The 18,902-nt window shown below is 68.1% G+C and carries 20 protein-coding genes; 8 read left to right on the forward strand and 12 right to left on the reverse strand.

The window, feature by feature from the left end; all coding sequences use genetic code 11:
* Positions 1-207 precede the first annotated feature (207 nt).
* From NQK81_RS15525 to NQK81_RS15550, 6 genes are all read right to left on the reverse strand, one after another.
* A complete protein-coding gene (locus NQK81_RS15525) occupies positions 208-1,059 on the reverse strand; it encodes a prephenate dehydrogenase (protein ID WP_257488771.1) in 852 nt (283 codons plus the stop codon).
* Positions 1,060-1,168: 109 nt separating this feature from the next.
* Positions 1,169-1,966 carry a helix-turn-helix domain-containing protein gene (locus NQK81_RS15530; protein ID WP_371878873.1) on the reverse strand — a complete coding sequence of 266 codons (798 nt, stop codon included), beginning with the start codon at positions 1,964-1,966 and terminating at the stop codon, positions 1,169-1,171.
* 1,334 nt (positions 1,967-3,300) lie between these two features.
* Entirely contained in the window at positions 3,301-3,909 is a 609-nt protein-coding gene (gene vanX / locus NQK81_RS15535; protein ID WP_257488772.1) for a D-Ala-D-Ala dipeptidase VanX, read from the reverse strand.
* Positions 3,906-4,946, reverse strand: coding sequence for a D-alanine--(R)-lactate ligase VanA-Ao2 (gene vanA-Ao2, locus NQK81_RS15540; RefSeq protein WP_371878874.1), 1,041 nt, complete (start codon positions 4,944-4,946; stop codon positions 3,906-3,908). The genes vanX and vanA-Ao2 overlap by 4 nt, the downstream gene beginning before the upstream one ends.
* 1 nt (position 4,947) lies before the next feature.
* Positions 4,948-5,979 carry a VanH-AOV family D-lactate dehydrogenase gene (gene vanH / locus NQK81_RS15545; RefSeq protein WP_306856041.1) on the reverse strand — a complete coding sequence of 344 codons (1,032 nt, stop codon included), beginning with the start codon at positions 5,977-5,979 and terminating at the stop codon, positions 4,948-4,950.
* A gap of 121 nt (positions 5,980-6,100) precedes the next feature.
* Positions 6,101-6,826: an alpha/beta fold hydrolase gene (locus tag NQK81_RS15550; protein WP_257488774.1), complete on the reverse strand. Its 726-nt coding sequence runs from the start codon at positions 6,824-6,826 to the stop codon at positions 6,101-6,103.
* A 69-nt stretch (positions 6,827-6,895) separates the two neighbouring features.
* Between NQK81_RS15550 and NQK81_RS15555 the strand changes: the two genes are divergently transcribed.
* Complete coding sequence (locus NQK81_RS15555; protein WP_257488775.1) at positions 6,896-7,561, forward strand: TetR/AcrR family transcriptional regulator; 666 nt, start codon at positions 6,896-6,898, stop codon at positions 7,559-7,561.
* Here the strand turns inward: NQK81_RS15555 and NQK81_RS15560 are convergent.
* The gene (locus tag NQK81_RS15560) at positions 7,482-7,943 is read right to left on the reverse strand and encodes a hypothetical protein (RefSeq protein ID WP_257488776.1); all 462 of its coding nucleotides are present in this window, start codon (positions 7,941-7,943) and stop codon (positions 7,482-7,484) included. The two genes, NQK81_RS15555 and NQK81_RS15560, sit on opposite strands and share 80 nt — an antisense overlap.
* Before the next feature lie 237 nt (positions 7,944-8,180).
* Between NQK81_RS15560 and NQK81_RS15565 the strand changes: the two genes are divergently transcribed.
* From NQK81_RS15565 to NQK81_RS15575, 3 genes are all read left to right on the forward strand, one after another.
* The gene (locus NQK81_RS15565) at positions 8,181-9,062 is read left to right on the forward strand and encodes a helix-turn-helix domain-containing protein (RefSeq protein WP_257488777.1); all 882 of its coding nucleotides are present in this window, start codon (positions 8,181-8,183) and stop codon (positions 9,060-9,062) included.
* Positions 9,063-9,219: 157 nt separating this feature from the next.
* Entirely contained in the window at positions 9,220-11,400 is a 2,181-nt protein-coding gene (locus NQK81_RS15570; RefSeq protein ID WP_257488778.1) for an RICIN domain-containing protein, read from the forward strand.
* 152 nt (positions 11,401-11,552) lie between these two features.
* The gene (locus tag NQK81_RS15575; RefSeq protein ID WP_257488779.1) at positions 11,553-12,242 is read left to right on the forward strand and encodes a VCBS repeat-containing protein; all 690 of its coding nucleotides are present in this window, start codon (positions 11,553-11,555) and stop codon (positions 12,240-12,242) included.
* A 70-nt stretch (positions 12,243-12,312) separates the two neighbouring features.
* On the opposite strand, the gene NQK81_RS15580 is transcribed toward NQK81_RS15575, so the two are convergent.
* The 3 genes from NQK81_RS15580 to NQK81_RS15590 all read right to left on the reverse strand — a co-directional run bounded on the left by NQK81_RS15580 (position 12,313) and on the right by NQK81_RS15590 (position 14,248).
* Positions 12,313-12,612 carry a DUF1540 domain-containing protein gene (locus NQK81_RS15580; RefSeq protein WP_257488780.1) on the reverse strand — a complete coding sequence of 100 codons (300 nt, stop codon included), beginning with the start codon at positions 12,610-12,612 and terminating at the stop codon, positions 12,313-12,315.
* 110 nt (positions 12,613-12,722) lie between these two features.
* Positions 12,723-13,619, reverse strand: coding sequence for a PDR/VanB family oxidoreductase (locus NQK81_RS15585; protein ID WP_257488781.1), 897 nt, complete (start codon positions 13,617-13,619; stop codon positions 12,723-12,725).
* Positions 13,619-14,248, reverse strand: a complete 630-nt coding sequence (locus tag NQK81_RS15590) for an MSMEG_1061 family FMN-dependent PPOX-type flavoprotein (RefSeq protein ID WP_257488782.1) — start codon at positions 14,246-14,248, stop codon at positions 13,619-13,621. The genes NQK81_RS15585 and NQK81_RS15590 overlap by 1 nt, the downstream gene beginning before the upstream one ends.
* Positions 14,249-14,315: 67 nt before the next feature.
* Between NQK81_RS15590 and NQK81_RS15595 the strand changes: the two genes are divergently transcribed.
* Entirely contained in the window at positions 14,316-14,933 is a 618-nt protein-coding gene (locus NQK81_RS15595; RefSeq protein ID WP_192746273.1) for a TetR/AcrR family transcriptional regulator, read from the forward strand.
* Between the two features lie 62 nt (positions 14,934-14,995).
* The gene (locus NQK81_RS15600; RefSeq protein ID WP_126733895.1) at positions 14,996-15,214 is read left to right on the forward strand and encodes a hypothetical protein; all 219 of its coding nucleotides are present in this window, start codon (positions 14,996-14,998) and stop codon (positions 15,212-15,214) included.
* 1 nt (position 15,215) lies between these two features.
* Here the strand turns inward: NQK81_RS15600 and NQK81_RS15605 are convergent, their stop codons facing one another.
* On the reverse strand, positions 15,216-16,031 hold the full coding sequence (locus tag NQK81_RS15605; RefSeq protein ID WP_257488783.1) for an oxidoreductase: 816 nt from the start codon (positions 16,029-16,031) through the stop codon (positions 15,216-15,218).
* A 148-nt stretch (positions 16,032-16,179) separates the two neighbouring features.
* Here NQK81_RS15605 and NQK81_RS15610 point away from each other — a divergent pair, with 148 nt between their 5' ends.
* Positions 16,180-16,851, forward strand: coding sequence for a GbsR/MarR family transcriptional regulator (locus NQK81_RS15610; protein ID WP_257488784.1), 672 nt, complete (start codon positions 16,180-16,182; stop codon positions 16,849-16,851).
* Positions 16,852-16,916: 65 nt separating this feature from the next.
* Here NQK81_RS15610 and NQK81_RS15615 read toward each other — a convergent pair whose 3' ends face one another.
* Positions 16,917-17,735, reverse strand: a complete 819-nt coding sequence (locus NQK81_RS15615; protein ID WP_192746277.1) for a peptidoglycan-binding domain-containing protein — start codon at positions 17,733-17,735, stop codon at positions 16,917-16,919.
* A 255-nt stretch (positions 17,736-17,990) separates the two neighbouring features.
* Here NQK81_RS15615 and NQK81_RS15620 point away from each other — a divergent pair, with 255 nt between their 5' ends.
* Positions 17,991-18,752: an NBR1-Ig-like domain-containing protein gene (locus tag NQK81_RS15620; protein WP_257488785.1), complete on the forward strand. Its 762-nt coding sequence runs from the start codon at positions 17,991-17,993 to the stop codon at positions 18,750-18,752.
* Positions 18,753-18,902: the final 150 nt, after the last annotated feature.

Here is an 18,902-nt window from a genome sequence, read left to right on the forward strand (position 1 = left end):
GGCGACGTTGCGAAAGTGGCTTTCGCAACGTCGAAGGTTGCGAAAGTAGCTTTCGCAACCCCGCCACGCCCACCTAAGCAGGCCAGCCACCTCAGCCCCCGCGGCGACGTTGCGAAAGCCACTTTCGCAACCCCGCCACCTGCCTCCCTCACGACCGACGTGGGCCGAAAGGGCCCATCACCGCATCAGACGCGGTGAAGGACGCCTTCACCCAGCTACCGACCGCCCGGCCGGAGCGGCGGGGATCCGGCCCTGGCCATCCACCCCGCGCCACAGCAGATCCGTCACGCCGTCGAGGTCGCCCGACCGCAGCGCCGAGGCCGCCGAGGCGAGATCGGCCGCGATCCGGTCGAGCACCGCCGCCACCGGCAGCGCGTTCCCGGCGAGGATCTTCCGCCACAGCAAAGGATTTCCGGCCGCGATCCGGGTGACGTCGCGTAGTCCCTGCCCGGCGAGGCGCAAGGCGACGTCGTCGCCGCCCGCCAGGCTCGCCGCCACCGCCGAGGCGGCGACGTGCGGCGCGTGCGACACCAGCGCCACCGCCGAGTCGTGCTCGGCCGCGCCGACGGTGACGGCCTCGGCCCCGCACAGCGACACCAGTTCGCGGGTCAGCCGCAGTGCCTCGGCCCCGGTTTCGACGCCGGGGCACAGCGCCCACGGGCGGCCCGCGAACAGGCCGGCGCGCGCCGCGGCCGGACCGGATCGCTCGCGTCCCGCGAGCGGATGCCCTGGTACGTAAGAGATCATGTCGCAGCCGAGCCGCTCCGCGTCGGCGATCGGGCCGGCCTTCACGCTGGCGACGTCGGTGTACGCCCGCGCCGCGCCCTGCTTCTGGAGTGCGGCCAGCCGCTCCCCCACCAGGTGTGGCGGGACGGCGATCACCGCCAGATCCACTTCCTCGCCGGTCCAGTCACGGCCGGCGCCGAGTTCCCGCGCCACTCGTACGGCGTGTTCGTCGATGTCGGTGAGCTGGACGGCGACACCCTTTTCCCGCAGGGACAACGCGGCCGACGTGCCGATCAGGCCGGTGCCGACGACAAGCGCCTTCTCGATGGTCACAGCTACTTCTTAGGCCGCTCTCCCGTCGATGTCGAGCCACGCGGCCTGGGCACCGCGAAGGGGACTTCTCCGCGCCACACGCGGAAAAGTCCCCTTCGCGCCTAAGCGATCACCGTGCGGCCAGATCGGTCGCGCGGCTCTCCAGATGATCCGCGAACCCCGCCCAGACCCGGGCGTGATCCCTGGCGAAACCGGCGACCACGCCGTACAGGTGCGGCGGGACTCCGTGCAGGATCCGTTCCCATTCCTGCCCGTCCATGGAGTGCATGGCGAGCATGCGCAACAGGATCCGGCCGACCTCGCTCAACCGCAGCGCCGGGTCGGCCTTGAGCCGCTCCAGCACGGTGAGCCGTTCCCGGTCCAGCGAGTGACCGAGGTCGGTTTCCGTCAGGCTCAACGGATCCGGCTTCGTGCGCAGCCGCCTGCTCCCGTCCGGGGTCGGGCTTTCCCCGCGCTCCAGCCTGCCGCGCACGTCCCGGACCGTCTCCGGGGAGATGCCGACCTGCTTGGCGACCTGGCGCAGCGAAAGGCCGGGATCGTTGCGGATCAGCTCGGCGGCGAGCTTCCGCCGCTCGGAACTGTCCACCGGCCGGATCCGCCCGTCCCGCCCGATCCTGGCGCCGTTCCCGCCTTCGCCGCCCCGCCTGCGCAGGTCCGCCACGGTTCCCGCGGAGATGCCGGTCGCCGAAGCCACCCGCCGGTCGGACCACTGCGGATGCGTCCCGATGATCTGGACGGCCGCCCGTTTCCGGTCCGCGAGGGAAAGCGGCAGACCGTGCCGGATGTTCGCTTCCACCGCGAGTACGAAGGCGTCGGATTCGGCGCCGTCGATGAACCTCGCGGAGATTTTCGTATCGCCTCGTACTCGTGCCGCCTTCAGCCGGTGCAGGCCATCGACCACCTGCATCGTCGGTCGGTGAACGAGAATGGGCGGTAGCTCCCACTCCGCCGACAACAGTGTCTCGACATGCTCTGGATCCTCGCCCGAAGTTCGCGGCGAACACGCAGTGGACAGTCTCGACAGCTCGATTTCGACGACAGGGAGAGCGGACAAGTCAACTCTCGTCGGATCCACCTAGCCCCCATTGAATCTGTTGATTCAGCAACTTTCAGACATGGCACGGAAACCTCACCGTCCAACTGCTTGGCTTCGGTGGTTGGACACCATGAACCCGTCCGACGCCGGCCTCGGCAGCAGGGCGGGGTGTCCTCGACGGTGAGGATCCCTCAAGCGCCACAAGGAAGAACCGCATGCGGCGGCTCGCCCCGACGGTCTCCCAGTTGACCGCTGGCGCGTGTTCCGACGAACTACCGAAGCTGAACGGCATCCTCCCATCGCCCCGACGGCGATTTGCGAGACGAACGCTCGGCGACTCCGGCCCGGCAGGACCGACACCTGGTCAGCCTGACGGAACCGGCACCCGCTTCGGCGCGAGGTCCCGGACATGTCCGATCTATGGACTCCATACCTGCTCGGTTCAGAGGATCGGCGAGTGAAGTCTTTGGTTTGCCTCGTGGTCGCGAGTCACCGACGCACCCCCTCTGTCCCCAGCAAAGCGTGCACACCATGTCAGCCCCAGCTGATGCGCACCTGTGCAGCATGGCATGAACAATCCATGTCGGCAATTGACGAACAGTGTGATTTTCGTAGGTAACCGGGCGCTCAAGATCAATATCCGGAACTCCGCATGCGGTATTGACTCGATTGGCGAACATAAGTAAAGGGCCCGCGTACAAGCTCGTTCCCGGTGTCCCCGGTTAGCCTGTTCGCAGGTCTTGTTAGGCCGTTCGCGCGGCTCGTCTTCTACCGGGATGATCACAGCACCGGCGGTTCATGTTCCGTTCTTCGATACTTATTCACACGAACGGCCGAGCCCTCGTCCCACCGTCCGGGCGGAATCTCACCCGGCCGGGGAACACCCACGAGCAAAGCGAAGCGTGGCAGGCTGGAACCCGGCCCCGGTTCATCCGCGCCGCCCTCTCCGGCGGCGTCGTCCATCGATCCACCGGAAGGAGGTTCGTCCGCGCGGGGCGGCGAATGGACAGTGTTCGGCCTCCCGGTCACCACACGGGACGGGCCACGCGGTTCGGCCGTCGAACTCACCAGAGCCGCACGGATATTCATGGGATGAAATGGTGTTCGCGACAATTGTCGCGGCGCGGGCCTTCACAAACCCCGAAACGCGTGAAGGCCCCCTTCCCTCGGCTGAGCCGAGGGAAGGGGGCCTTCACGCGCGACACCTACGCGATGGGGAAATCGAAATAAGTGTCCGGGTAGGGCTCGTCCTTCAGGTTGTAGTGCCACCACTCGCACTCGTACGAGCTGAAGCCCGACCCCTCCATCACCGCGCACAGGTGCGCGCGGTTCTTCGCGGCCGTTTCCGTGACACCCGCCGCCCCGTGATGCGAGACGACGTCCATCAGGTCGTGGTCGCCACCCATGTCGGCGAGTTCGCCGGTGTCCAGGTGGTAGAGCGTCAGGTCGACGGTGCTGCCGCGGCTGTGACCCGACTTCGTGGCCACGTAGCCCTTCTCGAACATCTGAGGCCGGTCGATGTTCGGGTAGTGCCGCGCCTTCTTCCGGCCGTCTTCGGGCTCTTCCGCCCAGCGCATGAAGCGGTCCACGGCGCGCTGCGGGCGGTATCCGTCCCACAGGAGCAGCCCGAAACCGAGCTCCTCGGCCTTGTCCCGCGCCTTCTCCAGCGCCGCGCAGAACGCCCGCGTGCCGACGATCCGGTTCACCAGGTAGCCGTCCACCGGCTTGCCGGTGAAGTTGTCCCACGTGGCGTACTTGGCGTCCCAGCGGATTCCGGAGACGACCTCGTCAACGAAGACGAAATCATCCTTCATTCGTCACGGCCCGCCAGCGTCAGGTTCACCAGCCGGTCGATCACGTCGCCGAGCGAGAGGCCGGCGGCGTTCATCATGCGCGGGTAGCGGCTGTAGGAGGTCAGGCCGGGCAGGGTGTTGACCTCGTTGAGCACCACACTCCCGTCCTCCTTGAGGAACAGGTCGACCCGCGCGAGCCCGCGGCAGCCCAGCGCGCGGTAGATGACCTTCGCCGCCTCCTGGACGCGGTCACGCGAGGAGTCCGGGATGTCGGCGGGGACGATGAAGCTCGAGTTCTCGGAGCCGGTCTCGGGGCTCTTCTCCTGGTGGATCTTGAAGAAGCCGTGGGTCAGCGCGACCCGGTCCACCTCGCCCGCGAACAGGTCGTCGCCGTTGCCGAGGATCGAGCAGCCGATCTCGCTGCCGATGACGGCCTCTTCGATCAGGATCTTCGCGTCGTACTGGCGCGCCTCGGCCAGCGCGGCGGGCAGCTCCTCCTTCGAGGCGACCTTGCTGACGCCGAACGACGAGCCCGAGCGGGCGGGCTTCACGAAGACCGGGTAGTTCAGCTGGTCCGGGTCGACGTCGTTGTCCGACGTGACGATGTAGAAGGTCGGCGTCTCGATCCCCGCGCCGCGGACGACGGAGTAGGTCAGGGACTTGTCGATGCACATGACCGAGCTCGGGAGGTCGCAGCCGACGTAGGGGATGCCGGAGATCTCCAGCAGGCCCTGCATCGCGCCGTCTTCGCCGAACTTGCCGTGCAGCACCGGCAGCACCACGTCGAGGGCGATCGTCTCGTACTTGCCCTCGTCCAGGACGAGCAGACCGTGCACGCCGCGGTCCGGCGACAGGACGGCCGGGCGGACGTTGCCGTTCTCCCAATCCTCGGCGGGGCCGTCGCAGAGCATCCAGGAACCGCTCTGGGTGATCCCGATGTAGTACGGCTCGTACTTCTCGAGGTCGAGGTTCTTCTGTACCTCGCGCGCAGATTTGATGGAGATAGGATGTTCTTCGGAAAGCCCGCCGAACAGAATTCCGATTTTCAGCCTACCCATACTACTTCCCGCTTTCGAATTGGAGACAATTGATGATGGAGTTCTCGACAGTGTCACTCAGCGCGTGGTCCGTGTAATAGGCGGTATGCGGACTGATCAGCACGTTCGACAGTTTTTCCAGCCGCAGCAACGTTTTGCTCTCTATCGCCTTGTTCCGGCAGTCGGCGTAGAAGATGCCTTCCTCTCCTTCGAGGACGTCCAGCGCCGCTCCGCCCAGTTTTCCGCTTTCCAGCGCCGAAATGAGGGCTTCGGTTTCGATCAGCGGACCACGTCCGGTGTTGATGATGTACGCGCCGTCCTTCATCCGCTCGATGTTCTTCTCGTCGAGGAGATGATAGGTATCCGTGTTGAGCGGCACGTGCAGTGTCACGATGTCGCTCTGCTGCAGCAATTCGTCGAGCGGCACGTACTCGGCCGACGCGGTCAGCACCGTGTCGTATGCCAGCACCTTGCAGCCGAAACCGCGTAACCGCTCCAGGACGGCGACCCCGATACGCCCTGTTCCGACCACGCCGACGGTCAGATCGCGCAGCTCTTTCCCGCGCACCTCGTTCAGCCGGTAGTCATGGACCTCGGTGCGGCGGATGATGGACTTGGCGTCGCGCACCGCCATCAGCATGAGCATGAGCGTGAAGTCGGCGACGCTGTCCGGCGAGTAGGCGACGTTGCCGACGGTGATCCCGGCGCTCGCCGCGTATTCCACGTCGATGTGGTTGAAGCCGATGCTCCGCGTGGAGATGTATTTCACGCCCGCTTCGGCGAGCGCGAGAAGAATGGAGTTCGTGACCTTGGTCTTGTGACCGATACTGATACACCTGTTCCCGGAGACCAGCTCGATATTGGCCTCGGATACCGGTTCCTCGACAATGGTCGGCATTATGCCGAAACGAGGTGCCATCTCCCGGAACAGGGCGGCCTCGTCCTGACCGCATCCATAAATCGTGATTCCCGTTGCCAAGACGGCCGACGAGGGGGCGGACGCCAGCGATCCGGTGCGGGGGGCAGCTGATCGCGCTGGTTCGCTGTAGGTCATGCCCGACATTGTAGGCAGCGCGTTGTTGCCGCTTCTTATGGGGTTTTCGAGGCCCCGACAATAAGTTACCAACCGGTAGCGCCGAGTGCACGACGTTGTCCTTCACCTGCGCCGCACAGCTCTAACGCAGATCTTGCCCGCCCGCCCCCGGCGTCGAAACCGTCCCGTGACGGATGCCACAAAGCCACACCGAAACGAGCTCCGCGAGGGCCTCCGGGGCGTCTCTCGCCACGAGGTGACCCGCCGCCGGGACACCGGCGACGGCGACCCGGGGGTTGACCGTGCGCAAACGATCCACATCGACGTCGCGAAGCGGTGTGTCCTGCCCGGCGTGCACCACCAGGATGGGCAGGTCCAGGGCCCCGGCCGTCGCGAGCAGGGCCGGGCCCGAGCCGAGGACGTCCTCCACCAGGCGGGTGTAGCGGCCGCCGAGCCCGTGGAAGCCGAGCCACGAACGCGCCCGGGCCGGTTCGATGTCGGGGACGACGTCGACGAGCACGAGCCCGGCTGCCTTGGCCGCGACGGCGGGGTCCGCCAGCGCGGCGATGGCGGCCAGACCGCCGACCGACGCACCCACGAGGAGGATCGGCGCGGGCTGGCTCCCGATCATCCCCGCCACGTCACCGGCCAGCGCCCGGAGCGTGGTCGCCCGGCCGGAACTGTCCCCGTGACCGCGGAGATCGAAGGCCACCGACCGGAACCCGCGCCGGGCCAGCACCGCGGCGACCGGCGCCCAGACCGCACGGCGCTCCCCGCCCGCGTGCAGCAGCAGAACCGTCGGCCCGGTGCCGGTCACCGTGCCTCGCAGGGTGACCTCGCCCAGGTCGAGACTGATTTCGGTGGTCATACCCGCCCCCTTACCTTGGATGGTCAAGGTAGCGCGAATACCTTGGCGCATCAAGGTACGATGCCTCTCGTGACGACACCGCGAGCACGACGGACTCCCGAAGAGGCCCGGCGGCTGATCCTCGACGCCGCGGCCGCGCTGCTCGCCGAGTCCGGTGTCGCCGCCGTCCAGATGCGGGCCGTGGCCGCACGGGTCGGCATGACCGACGCCGGCGTCGCCCACCACTTCGGCAACCGCGAGAAACTGCTCGCCGAGCTCCTCCGGCACGGTGGACGCCGTCTCCGGGACGCGCTTCAGGGCCTTCTCGCGAGCTGGCTGGACCGCGGCGCTGACCTGCTCGAACTCGTCGAGGCGCTGCACGATCTGTACCGAAACGGCTACGGCGAGCTGGCGATCGCGCTGCACGCGGCGGGCTGGCGCGACCCGGGCAGCGGGATGCTCGACCCGGTCGTCGACGCCCTCCACCGGCTGCGGCCGCCCGGCGGCTCCCTCGAAGACACGCGGCTCGCCGTCGCCGCCCTGCATCAGGCGATGGCCATGGAGGCCCTGTACGGGAGCGATTTCCGGCGCAGCGCCGGGATCAGCGGAGCCGCCGCGGACGACTCGTCCGCGCAAGTGCGCTGGTGGGCGCGGCAGCTCCACCTCGCCCTCGGGCTCAGGCCTGGTACGGACCTCGGTCGCCGAGATCAGGGCTCACCTGCGGGTTCCGGCCCTCCTGCCCGGGCACCGGGGTGACGGTCGGCTCCCGCACGGAGTCGACGCGGTCTTCCTCGCGCTTCCGCAACCGGGTCTCGACGACGTGGTCCTGGCGCCGATGGCCGAGTACGGACAGGGTGAGGACGTGGGCCACCGCCATGAGCAGCAGGAAAACGCCCAGCCTGCCGACGAAGGCGGCCGCCGAACCGGACCATTCCGGAGCCACGACCGCCAGCAGCGCCAGCATCCCGATCGCCGCCAGGTGGAAGACCGTCACCACCATCCAGGCCACCGACCCGCTTCCCTCGCGGGCATCCGGCCCGGTGAGGTCGCGGCGGGCACCGCGATACAGGATCTGGCCGTCCGCGACGACGAAGATCAGGCCGATGATCAGGAAACCCGGAAGTTCGTTGTCGGGCATCGTTGCCTCCTCCGTTTCCCGGGGGATACCCCGGGAGTCCGGCGAGAAGGGCCTCATACCTCGATCGTGTGACCGACCAGGCCGGATTCGGTCTGCTCGATGCCGTTGACAAGGATTCGCCAGAATCAGATCGCGGATGTTCTGTGGGACATTTCGCCGCGATCGAGAACCGAAGCGAACGAAATCCTTTTCCTGCCCCTCGAAGGCGCCCCGAAGTGCTTGCGCGAGGATGCGGGGATGGGTTACCGGACCTGGATGCGGTACTTCACCCCATCCGCCGTGCACCGCCGGCTCGGCTTGGTGTGCCTCGGTGTCGGGTTGCAGCACGGAACCCTGCCCGTCGTGGGGCCGCGCGTGCTCGGCCATTACGTCGCCGTCGTGGTGTCCAAGGGGCGCGGATGGTTCGCCGTGGCGGGCGGCGAGCGTCAGGAGGTCGTCGCGCCCGCCTTGCTGTGGCTCGTTCCCGGGGTCGGGCATCATTACGCGCCCGACCCGGCGCACGGCTGGGAAGAGTGTTTCGTCGATTTCGACGGCACCGCAGTGGACGCTTATGTGGAACTCGGTTACGTCACGCCCGCGAAACCGGTGGTACCGCTGGGCGACGTCGAGGCGGTCCGCGACATCGTGAGCCGGATCGTGCGCTGCGCGCGCGGCGGCAGCCCGCTGGCCCAGGTCGACGCCTCGGCGGCCGTGCATCACCTGCTGGTGGCCCTGCGGCGGGCCGCCGACAGCACTCCCGGTGACGGATCCCTGCTGGAGGCGCTGGCGCGGGACGCCCTGTTGCCGATCAGTGTCGCGGAGATCGCGGCCCGCCGCGGCATGACGCTGCCCGAACTCCGGGCCGCGGTGCGGCGCGGCACCGAGACCGGTTTGAAGGACCACCTGCTGACCCTGCGCCTCAACCGCGCCAAGGAACTCCTCGCCACCACGCGAATGCCGGTGCAGGAGGTGGCCAAGGCGATCGGCTACGAAGACGCCGCCTACTTCAGCAGGCTCTTCACCCGGCGGGCCGGCCTCTCCCCCGCGCGTTTCCGCGAATCGCGCGTCCAGGCCGTCCCCGGCGGCTGGAGTTCGCGCGTTCCCCCTCCCGACGACCCGCCGCTGGTACCGACGGACTGAGCTTGGACTTCCGCACCACGCCGCTTGGACTTTCCACGCAATTGCTGCATGAACGACGCTTGAAGTTGAGCGAACACGTTGACTTACGCGCAATAACGTTCATAACATCGGCGGCCGCCCCGCCAACTGTGGTGCGGGTCACCCTTGGGAGACAGTCATGCGGACCCTGCCTCTTCTCGGCGCCGCGGTGCTGGCCGCGGCGGCCACCACGGTGGTACCGGCGTCGTCCGACGCCGCGCCGCCGGACGCGACGTACACCATCACGGTCGACGCCAAGAAGTCGTTCAGCCCGACCACGGACACCCCAGCGAGTACCTATGTCGACAAGGACGGCACGTTCTACTTCCAGCAGGCGGCCGCGCTTTACGGCGCGGACCAGCCACGGGAGTGGGACTTCTACAGCGGCCGCGATTTCGACGGCTTCACCAAGCACCCGATCAGCTCGGCGGTGAACCCGGCGAATCCCGCCGACCGCAACGACGACACCACCTGGCGGTGCAACAACAGCCCCACCGGCAAGGAATCCACGTACCCGCCCGCCGGATCGGGCTACTCGCAGCGGAACTTCTGCGATCTCGTCGGCACCTGGGTCGATCCGGACACCGGCGACTGGTACGGCCTGATCCACAACGAATTCACGCCCGAACCGTTCGGGGCGTACTCGTTCTCCCATTACGACGCGATCGACATGGCCGTGTCGAAGGACCAGGGGAGGACGTGGCTCATCAAGGACCACGTGATCACCTCGCCGTACAGCACGAAACGCGGTGACACGGCGGCGTTCCCGCATCAGACGTTCGACTACGGCGACGGCGACCCGCGCCTGTTCGTCGACACGGCCTCCGGGTATTTCTACGTCTATTACGGCTCGCGCATCGTCCCGAAGGCCGGCGCCGGCGGCCCGATGACCGGGCTGGCGCACGTCGCCCGCTCGCCGATCTCGGCAAAGATGGCGTCCGGCTCGTGGCAGAAATGGTTCGACGGCGGCTGGACCCAGCCCGGCGTCGGCGGCCGCGAGAGCAACATGGTCCCGGTGTCCGCCCCCGGCGACACCGGCTACACCCCCGTCGCGGACGACTACGACCCCGCCAACACCGGCAACGTCAGCCAGCAGATCGCCGCGGGACAGCTGCCGCGCAAATCGGATCTGTTCATCATGAACATCGCCTACAACGCGCATCTCGGTCTCTACCTCGGCGCGCCGGAGGCCGTGGACAGCGTCGTCCCGCAGCGCTATTACGTGACCGACGATCTGACGACGCAGAAATGGCGGCTGATCGGCGACACCGGGAGCTACACCAACCAGTCCTGGTACCGATGGTTCGTCGACGCCGCGAACAAGACGAACTCGACCATCATCGGCAAGCAGTTCCGTTCGTACTGCGCGGTGGCCTGCTCGAACAACGCGGGCGGCGAGTACACCACCCAGACCATCACGTCGTCCGCGCCCGCACCGTCCCCTGTGGACAGTTCCCGCAAGTACCGGATCGGCCTCGGCGACGGCCGGGTCCTCGCGCAGGGCACCGGGACCGCGACGACGTCGGTCGCGAGCACGACCGGCTCCGACCGCGAGGCGTGGCAGTTCTCCCCCGACGGCGACGGCTCGTACCGCGTGTCCAACGCGGCCACGGGCGGGCTCCTCGGAGTCGACGCCGTGCAGGCGGGCCGGGCGTGGGGCGCGAAACCCACCGTGACGTCGTCCTCGACCGTCGGGCAGCAGTGGTTCATCATCCCGTCCACTGTGGACAAAGGAACCTTCCGGCTGGTGAACCGCTACAGCGGGCTCGTGCTCGGCCTTTCCGGCAAGGCTTCACGGCTCGCGGAGACCACGCCGACGCGTTCGTGGACCGACGCCGGCGGGAACGCCGTCGGCGACGGCCGGACCGCGGCCGAGCAGACACTGAAGTTCACCGATGCCGGCGCCGGCACTCTCGGCGGGATCCACACTTTGGCCGCCGCGGGCAAGAACCTCGACGACCCGGACTCGTCGACGACCGCAGGCACGCCTCTGGTCACCTGGACGCCGAACCAGGGCGCCAACCAGAAATGGCTGTTCACCCGGCAGTCCGACGGTTCCTACACCCTGACGAATGCGCATTCGAAACTGTGCGCCGATGTCGAAGGCGGAGCCACCACCGCGGGCGCGCGCGTCATCCAATGGACGTGCACCGGCGGGCCCAATCAGCGCTGGACCGCGACGAAACAGCCTGACGGCGCTTACAAACTCGCGAGCGTCCGCTCCGGCCTGCTGCTGACGACAGCGTCCACTTCGGACGGTGCGGCCGTCACACAACGGGCCGACACGGGCTCCCCGCTCCAGTTGTGGAAGATCGGCTGATCCGGTGGCCCGCTCCTTCGGGAGCGGGCCATCCGGGGTTGCGTTCGTGTGGCGCATCACACTCCGGGTGCACGTCCATGATCCGCAACCGTCTCCCCTGATGAGAGCACTTTCGGTGAAGAGTTCACCGGAGGCGTTGGAGGGAGAGCACCATGAACCACAGCGGCATCATCCGTACCGCCACCATCACCGGCGTCGCCGCCGCGCTGAGCCTGGCCGCCGTCGTCCCGGCGCTGGCGAGCCCCCTGAGCAGCCCGATGGCCGCGCCGTCCGGCGACCCGGTCACCACCGTGGCCGACCTCGACGGTGACGGCGAGATCGAAACCGTCACGGCCCAGCTCACCGGCGACAACGACCAGGTCGTCTCCGCCACCGTGCACGGCACCTTCACTTCGATCCACCTCGGCGCCGACAGCTCCGTTCCGCTCCAGGCCCCGCGCGTCACGGACCTCAACGGCGACGGCCGCGCCGAACTGATCGTCACCCAGTCCGTCGGCGCCAACACCACGTTCTTCACCGCCCTGCACTACGACGGCCGCAATCTCAGCCAGGTCGTCGACAACGACAGTAAGCCGCTGTCGGTCGCCGAGGGCGGTGGCGTGGCCGCCCATCTGGGTTACCAGTGCACCCCGCTCGACGGCGGCGGCCGCACCTTCGAAACCGTCGCGGCCGAAGCCGACGACCTCGGCGCCGACCCGCTCACCTACTCGGGCACCCGCACCGTCTACACCCTTCGCGACGGCGCGCTGACCATCCAGAAGACCATTCCGATCGCCGGCCGCCCGGTGACCGACCCGGTGCTCGGCACCGACGCCGCGAGCTGCGACCAGGCCGGGAGCTGACAATCGCGCCCCAAGCGCGTGAAGGCCCCCTTCCCTCGGCTGAGCCGAGGGAAGGGGGCCTTCACGCGAGTCACTGCGGCGCGTAGGTCAAGCAGTTGGCGGCATGGTCACCCTCGCCCGGTCCCACCCGGACACTCGATGCGGTGCATTCCAGCGCGGAATTGTGACGGCAGTCGGACCGGGAGCAGGCTCCCACCTGTGCGGTCACTCGATCGAGTCCGCCCTTGGTGTTGAGCGGGACGAACGTTCCGCAGTCGGCCGACCCGTTGCCGCCACCGACCGTGATGGCGAAGGCGTGGCAGCCGTCGTGGTTGTACGAACAGCCGCTGACCGTGCATTCGTGGACAGCCGGCATTTCGGTGGTGGTCATAACGACTCCTGTACTTCGTGGTGGTGGTGTCGTTCGGTATGACCAGGGTTACACCGGCCCGTTCCCGCGGCAATTCGGGGAATTTCCTTCACGTCCGGCGAGCAGCCGATTCACAGGTCCAAGTCGAGCCGGGAAGTCGCACGGGAAACACAGCAGTACATCCGTCCCGGTGGTGCGCCGATGTCGTCGCGGTGGTCCGGTTCGCCGCCGACGACACCGATCTCGCAACTGCCGCAGACCCCCTCACGGCATCCGGACGGGATACGGAACCCCGCATGGTTCAGAGCGTCCAGCAGTGCCTCTTCGGCGGCGACCGGCACCGTCCGCCCCGATCGGACACAATTCACCTCGAATGGCTCCGCGGGCGCGAATTCCTTGGCCACGGGCTGGAAACGCTCGATATGCAGCCGATGCGCGGGGAACGCCGCTTCGGCCGCGGCGAGCATCGACGCGGGGCCACAGCAGTAAACCAGCGCGTCCGGGCCGAGCCCGGCGGCCAGCGCGGCGAAGTCGGGCCTGCCGTTCTCGGCGGTGCAATGAAGGCGCACCCTGTCGCCGTACGCGGCCTTGAGGCCGGCGGCGAACGGCATCGTCGCTTCGGACCTGCCCACGTACACCAACCTGGCCGAGGGGCCCGCCGCCGCCAGCATCGGCATCAGCGGCGTGATCCCGATCCCGCCCGCGATGAACAGGTGTTCCGGCGCGGGCAGCAACGGGAAGTTGTTGCGCGGCAAGGAAACGTCGAGCGCCCGGCCCGCGCGCAGGAATAGGTGGACGTATTCCGAACCGCCCCGGCTCAGCCGGTCGTACCGGACGGCGACCCGGTAGCCGCCTCGATCGGCCGGGTCCCCGCACAGCGAATACTGCCGGGTCAGCCAGTTCGGCAGCGCCACGTCGACGTGCGCACCCGGCTCCCAGGGCGCCAGCGGGCCTTCGGCACCGCGCAGGACGAGCGAGACGGTCCCTTCGGCGACCGGTTCCACGCGGTCGAGAACGGTCTTCTGCATCAGTACAACCGCCGGTAGCCGGTTTCGAGCATGGCCTCCACGACGGCCGGATCGACGTCGAGCCCCATCTGCTCGGCGGCGATCTCGCCGACGGACGGCAATTCGTCCGCCAGCGCCTGGCTCGCGGGATCCCAGAGCCGGGACCGGATCAGCGCGCGGCCGCAGTGGAAGAACGTCTCCAGCACGTCGACGACGATCGCCAGCTCCGCCGGTTTGCCCTCGGTGCGCATCCTGGCGAGCACGTCCGGCTCGTCGGTGGGATAGGCGCGGCCGTTGACCCGGAACACCTCCCGCACGCCGGGGACCACGAACATCAGGCCGATGCCGTCGTTCTCGGCGAGATTGCGGAACGAGTCGGCGAGTTTGTTGCCCGGCCGGTCGGGGATCGCCAGGGTGCGCTCGTCGAGCACCTTGACGAAGCCCGGGTAGTCGCCGCGCGGCGAGCAATCGGGCAGCCCCGTCGCGTCCGACGTCGCCATCGCCACGAACGGGGCATGGGCGATGAACCGGTGGCCGTGCCGGTCGATCCGGTCGTGGACCTTGGCCTCGATCATGGCCTCCGGCTCCCCCAGCCGGGCACGAACCTCTTCGGGCGACAGCCGACGCGGACGGGTATCAGTGCTGGTCATGGCACAATTATGAGCAATTGTTCAGCCTACTCGCTACTCGCTTTCGCGCCGCTTCACCGGGAGTGTCATGACGTCGGAGCAACGACGGCTTCAGCCGCGTAAACAGCCACGCCAGGTCCGGGCCGAGCTGACCAGGCAGCGCATCCTCACCGCCGCTGCTCACGTTTTCGCCGAGTACGGATACGCCGCGGGGACGACGAACCGGATCGCCGAACGGGCCCGGATCTCGATCGGTTCGCTGTATCAGTACTACCCGAACAAGGACGCGATCCTGGCCGAGCTGCTCACCCGCCACCTCGACGGCGACCGGGCCACCGAGACGCTGCGCCGGTACAAGGACTCGCCGGAGCCGCTGGAGACCGTCATCCGGGAGTTCGTGCGCACGGTGATCGAGAACCATCTCGACGATCCGCGGCTGCTGCAGATCATGATCGAGCAGGCGCCCCGCTCCGGCGAGCTGCTGGAACGTGTCACCCGGCTGGAATGGGAGATGATCGGTGACCTGCGGGAACTCCTCCACGGACACCCCGAGGTCCGGGTGCGGGACAAGGACACCGCGGCCCGGCTCGTCGCGTCCACGGTCGAACTGACCGTGCATCAGCTCATCGCCGCGCCCGGCTCCATCGACGTCACCCGGCTCGAGAACGAGCTCGTGGCGATGATCACCGGCTATCTCCGCGCCTGATTTCCGGGGGTTGACCAGGCGATGAGCGGGTATCCACCGGTGTGAGCCGAGTAGAGAACAGGATGCGCGACGTCGCCGCCCGCTGGCGGCGGAGAGGCGGCACGCTCGCGCTGCTGTGGACGCTGATCACCCTCGGCCTGGCCACGATGCTGTGGCTGTCGGGCTTCCGCGCGTGGCCGGTGTACCTGACGGCGGCTCCGGGCGCCGTCGTCTCCGTCCTGCTGTGGATCGGGGTCGCCCGCGCGCGGCGCAGGAGCGTCAAGAAGCAGCCGAGCGGGTGAGCTACTTCGTCGCGCGCATGGCCAGCTCGTCGAACTCGCGGTCGGGCAGCGTCCTGTTGAGTTCCAGGAGTTTTTCGGCGAGATGGCCGACGGCGTAACGTGTTTCCGGCTTTTCGGACTCGACGGCGCGGCGGATGGCGTCCACGACGACGGAAGGGTCGGAGCCGTCGCTGAGCCCGGTTTCACCGTGCCGCGCCATGGCTTCCGCCATCTCCCGGTACGCCCCGCGGCCGGAATACTCGCGGAGCTGCGCGGCGGTCTGGTCCTCGAACTCGGTCTTGATGATGCCCGGCTGGATGATCACGACGTCGATGCCGAACGGCGCGACCTCCATGCGAAGCGTGTCAGAGAACGCTTCGAGCGCGTGTTTCGAGGCGTAGTACCAGGCACCGAACGGCAGGGCGATCTCGCCGCCGATCGAGGAGACGTTGACGATCGTGCCGGACCGCTGGGCCCGCATCGCGGGCAGGACGAGCTGGACGAGTCTGGCGGGCGCGAGAAGGTTGACTTCGAGCTGGTCGCGCGCGGTGTCCAGCGGCACGTCCTCGACGGCACCGTGCAGGACGGTGCCGGCGTTGTTGACGAGGACGTCGATCCGTTGGTGTGCTTCGAGAACCGCGTCGACCGCGTGGCGGAGATCGTCCTCGTTCCTGGCGTCCATCTTCAGCGGATGGCCGCCCGCCTCGCGCAGGTCGGCCATCTTCTCGACACGCCTCGCGGCGCCGTAGACGATGTGCCCGGCGCGCAGCAGTTCCAGCGCGGTGGCGTGGCCGATCCCCGACGAAGCACCGGTGACCAGGCATACCTTGGCCGTCATTCCCATGCCCTCCCGATCTTTCGCTTACCCTGAAAACCCTAGGCTCGTTTTTCGAAAGCCAGCAACCGCAGGAAGCTGTTTTACGAGGTGGAGTGCCTACAATCGATGCAATGACCATGGAGCTGAATGCACCGGAGGGGATAAACAGGTGCCGGGAAGACGCCTGACCCACGACGAGCGCGGGCAGATCGCTTCGGGACTGTCGGCGGGTCTCACGTACGCCGAAATCGCGCGTCGGCTGGGCCGCCCCAAGTCGACGGTGATCCGCGAAGTCGCGCGCAACGGCGGCGCCCACCGCTACCGGGCGGGCCAGGCGCAGCAGGCGACACGATGGCGGGCCCGCCGCCGCAGACCCGGCCCGCCGCCCGTCCCCGCGCGAACGCCGGAGACGGTGCGGGACTTCGAGACCGAATTCGCCGAGACGATGGCCGCGACCGGCGTCCCGTCGATGATGGCCAGGGTCCTGGCCGGCCTGTTCACCGCGGACACCGGCGGCAGTACCGCCGCCGAACTGGCCGCCAGGCTGGAGGTCAGCCCCGCGTCGGTGTCCAAGGCCGTGGGCTGGCTCGAACAACGCGGCCTGATCACTCGCGAACGCGAGGGTGGTCGGCAGCGGTACGTCGTCGACGACGACTTCGGTTATCGGGCCTGGCGTACCAGCCTCGACGCGATGACCCGATGGGCGGAGGTCACCCGGCGGGGCGCCGGGCTGATCGACGGGCCGGCGGGGGCGCGCCTCGACGCCACCAGCCGGTTCTTCCGGCACCTGCATCAGGACATGAGCGAGGCGGCGGAACACTGGCGGCGAACGGCGCGGTGATCACTTGCCGGGCACGGACGGGGCGAGCGGCCGAAGCCGCCCGCCCCGTCCGTGCCGCCGTGGGGTCACCCACGCTTGAATTCCTCCCAGGTCACCTTCTTCACCTTGGGGCCGTCGTCCTTGGCGTGGCTCGCCAGGCCGTTGAGACCCTTGAAGTAGTCACCGGCCTGAGCCTGCGCCTGCGGCGACATGTCGGTGTCGCTGATCGCGATCCCGTGGATGTGCTCGGCCCAGTTCCCCTGGCTCGGGGTGCGGTGCCACGCGGCGAACCCGACCTCGCGCAGCGCCTTCACCGCGGCGGTCTTGTTCGAGATGTTGTTCACCGAGATGTCGACGGCACCGCCGCCGTCGTGCGTCCCGCCCGAAGCACCGACGCCGCCGGCGTTGTACGAGCCCTGCGTGATGGTGAACTTCACGCCGGCCTTCTTCTCCGCGGCGGCGATCATGTCGGCGGTGCGCTTGTTGACCGTCTTGCCGTCCAGGCTGGTCTTCGAGCCGACGCTGATCGGCGCGGTCACGGTGTAGCGGCCCTTGCCCAGTTCGGTCAGCGAGCCCTTGCCCGGCAGACCGCTGGCGGCCAGGCCACTGTGCCCGAGCGACTTCTGGTACTTCTGGTACGCGGTCACCGTCGACGTGCCGAAGTGACCGTCGACCTGTTTCTTGTCGAGCAGGTTCTTCGCGGCCAGCGCCTGCTCGACCACCTTGACGCTCTCCCCGGAGCCCGGCGTGATCGACTGGTCCGGCTTGTACGGATCCCACATGGCCGCCTTGACCACGGCCTCCATGTTGACCGACGGCGCGGCCGCCGCGGGCTGTCCCGCCGTCACCCCCAGCGCGGTCGCGGACAGTGCGGCGAACATCGCGGCGGTTGCCACCTTGCGCATGGCTGCTCCTTCACTCGATGGCTGCTCCCCGTGAACAGCTCGTGACCGACACTGGCCCGGAAGCGGTGTCAGCCGGAACCGCCTGTACGGAACGTCTGACGTCAAAACCCGCAGGTTGACAGCGTCTGACAGCGACGGCGCCCGGCGGATTCCGCAGGTCGGCGCGGCGATCCGGACACGCTTCGCGATATAGTCACCAGGCCGCGCAGAGTGACGGGAATCGTTGTCACGTCGGACACGATCGCGAGGGGAAGCGTGCCGGAACCGCGAACTGAAGACCGGGCACCGGAGCTGGAAGCGTTCATGGACGGGCTGCGGAAGCTCCGGGCGCGGGCCGGGGAGCCGTCCTTCCGGAAGATGGCGGCGAAGTCCGGCGCGGTGTCCCACGCGACCCTGCACCTCACCGTCACCGGCACCCGGTTGCAGCCGTGGGAGACGGTCCGCGAGTTCGTCCGCGCCTGCGACGGTGACGAGGAGGAATGGCACGCCCGATGGCAGGGCGTCCAGCTCGTGCTGTCCGCCGACCGCGAACCCGAACCCGCGCCGCGATGGCGGTCCAAACGCGTCCTGGTGCCGCTCGCCCTCGTTCTCGTCGCCGCGATCGCCGCCGTCGTGGTCATCCTGCTGCCGGGCGAGGAGGACACGCCCGCGCCACCGCATCCCGGCGACTCCAGCAGATTCCTCGGCGACGTGACCATCCCCGACGAGACCGTGGTCAAACCGGGCACCCAGTTCGTGAAGGTGTGGGAGCTCGAGAACACCGGCACCGTCGAGTGGCGGAAGCGGTATCTGCGCCGCACCGATCTCCCGGTCGCGCCCGGCACTTGCCGCACCCCGGACCGGATCCCGGTCAACGACACCGCCCCGGGCGACCGTGTGCAGGTGACGGTCACCGTGAACACCCCGCCGAACGCCCCGGCCGACTGCAAGGTCTTCTGGAAGATGGTCGACGAACAGGACCGCGAACTCTTCCCGGCCAGCAGGCCGATCTACTTTTCCGTACTCGTCCGCGCCTGAACCCGTCATTCGCGTGCTTGAAGACGTAACTCGCGTGATTGGAGGCGTAACTCGTGAGTTACGCCTCCAATCACGCGAATGACGCGCCGGATCACGCGAATCACGAGTTCGGCACCCGGCGAAAACACCTCGATAGGCCGGAAAAGTGCG

It is taken from the genome of Amycolatopsis roodepoortensis (genome assembly GCF_024628825.1).
In the GTDB taxonomy this organism is placed as follows: domain Bacteria; phylum Actinomycetota; class Actinomycetes; order Mycobacteriales; family Pseudonocardiaceae; genus Amycolatopsis; species Amycolatopsis roodepoortensis.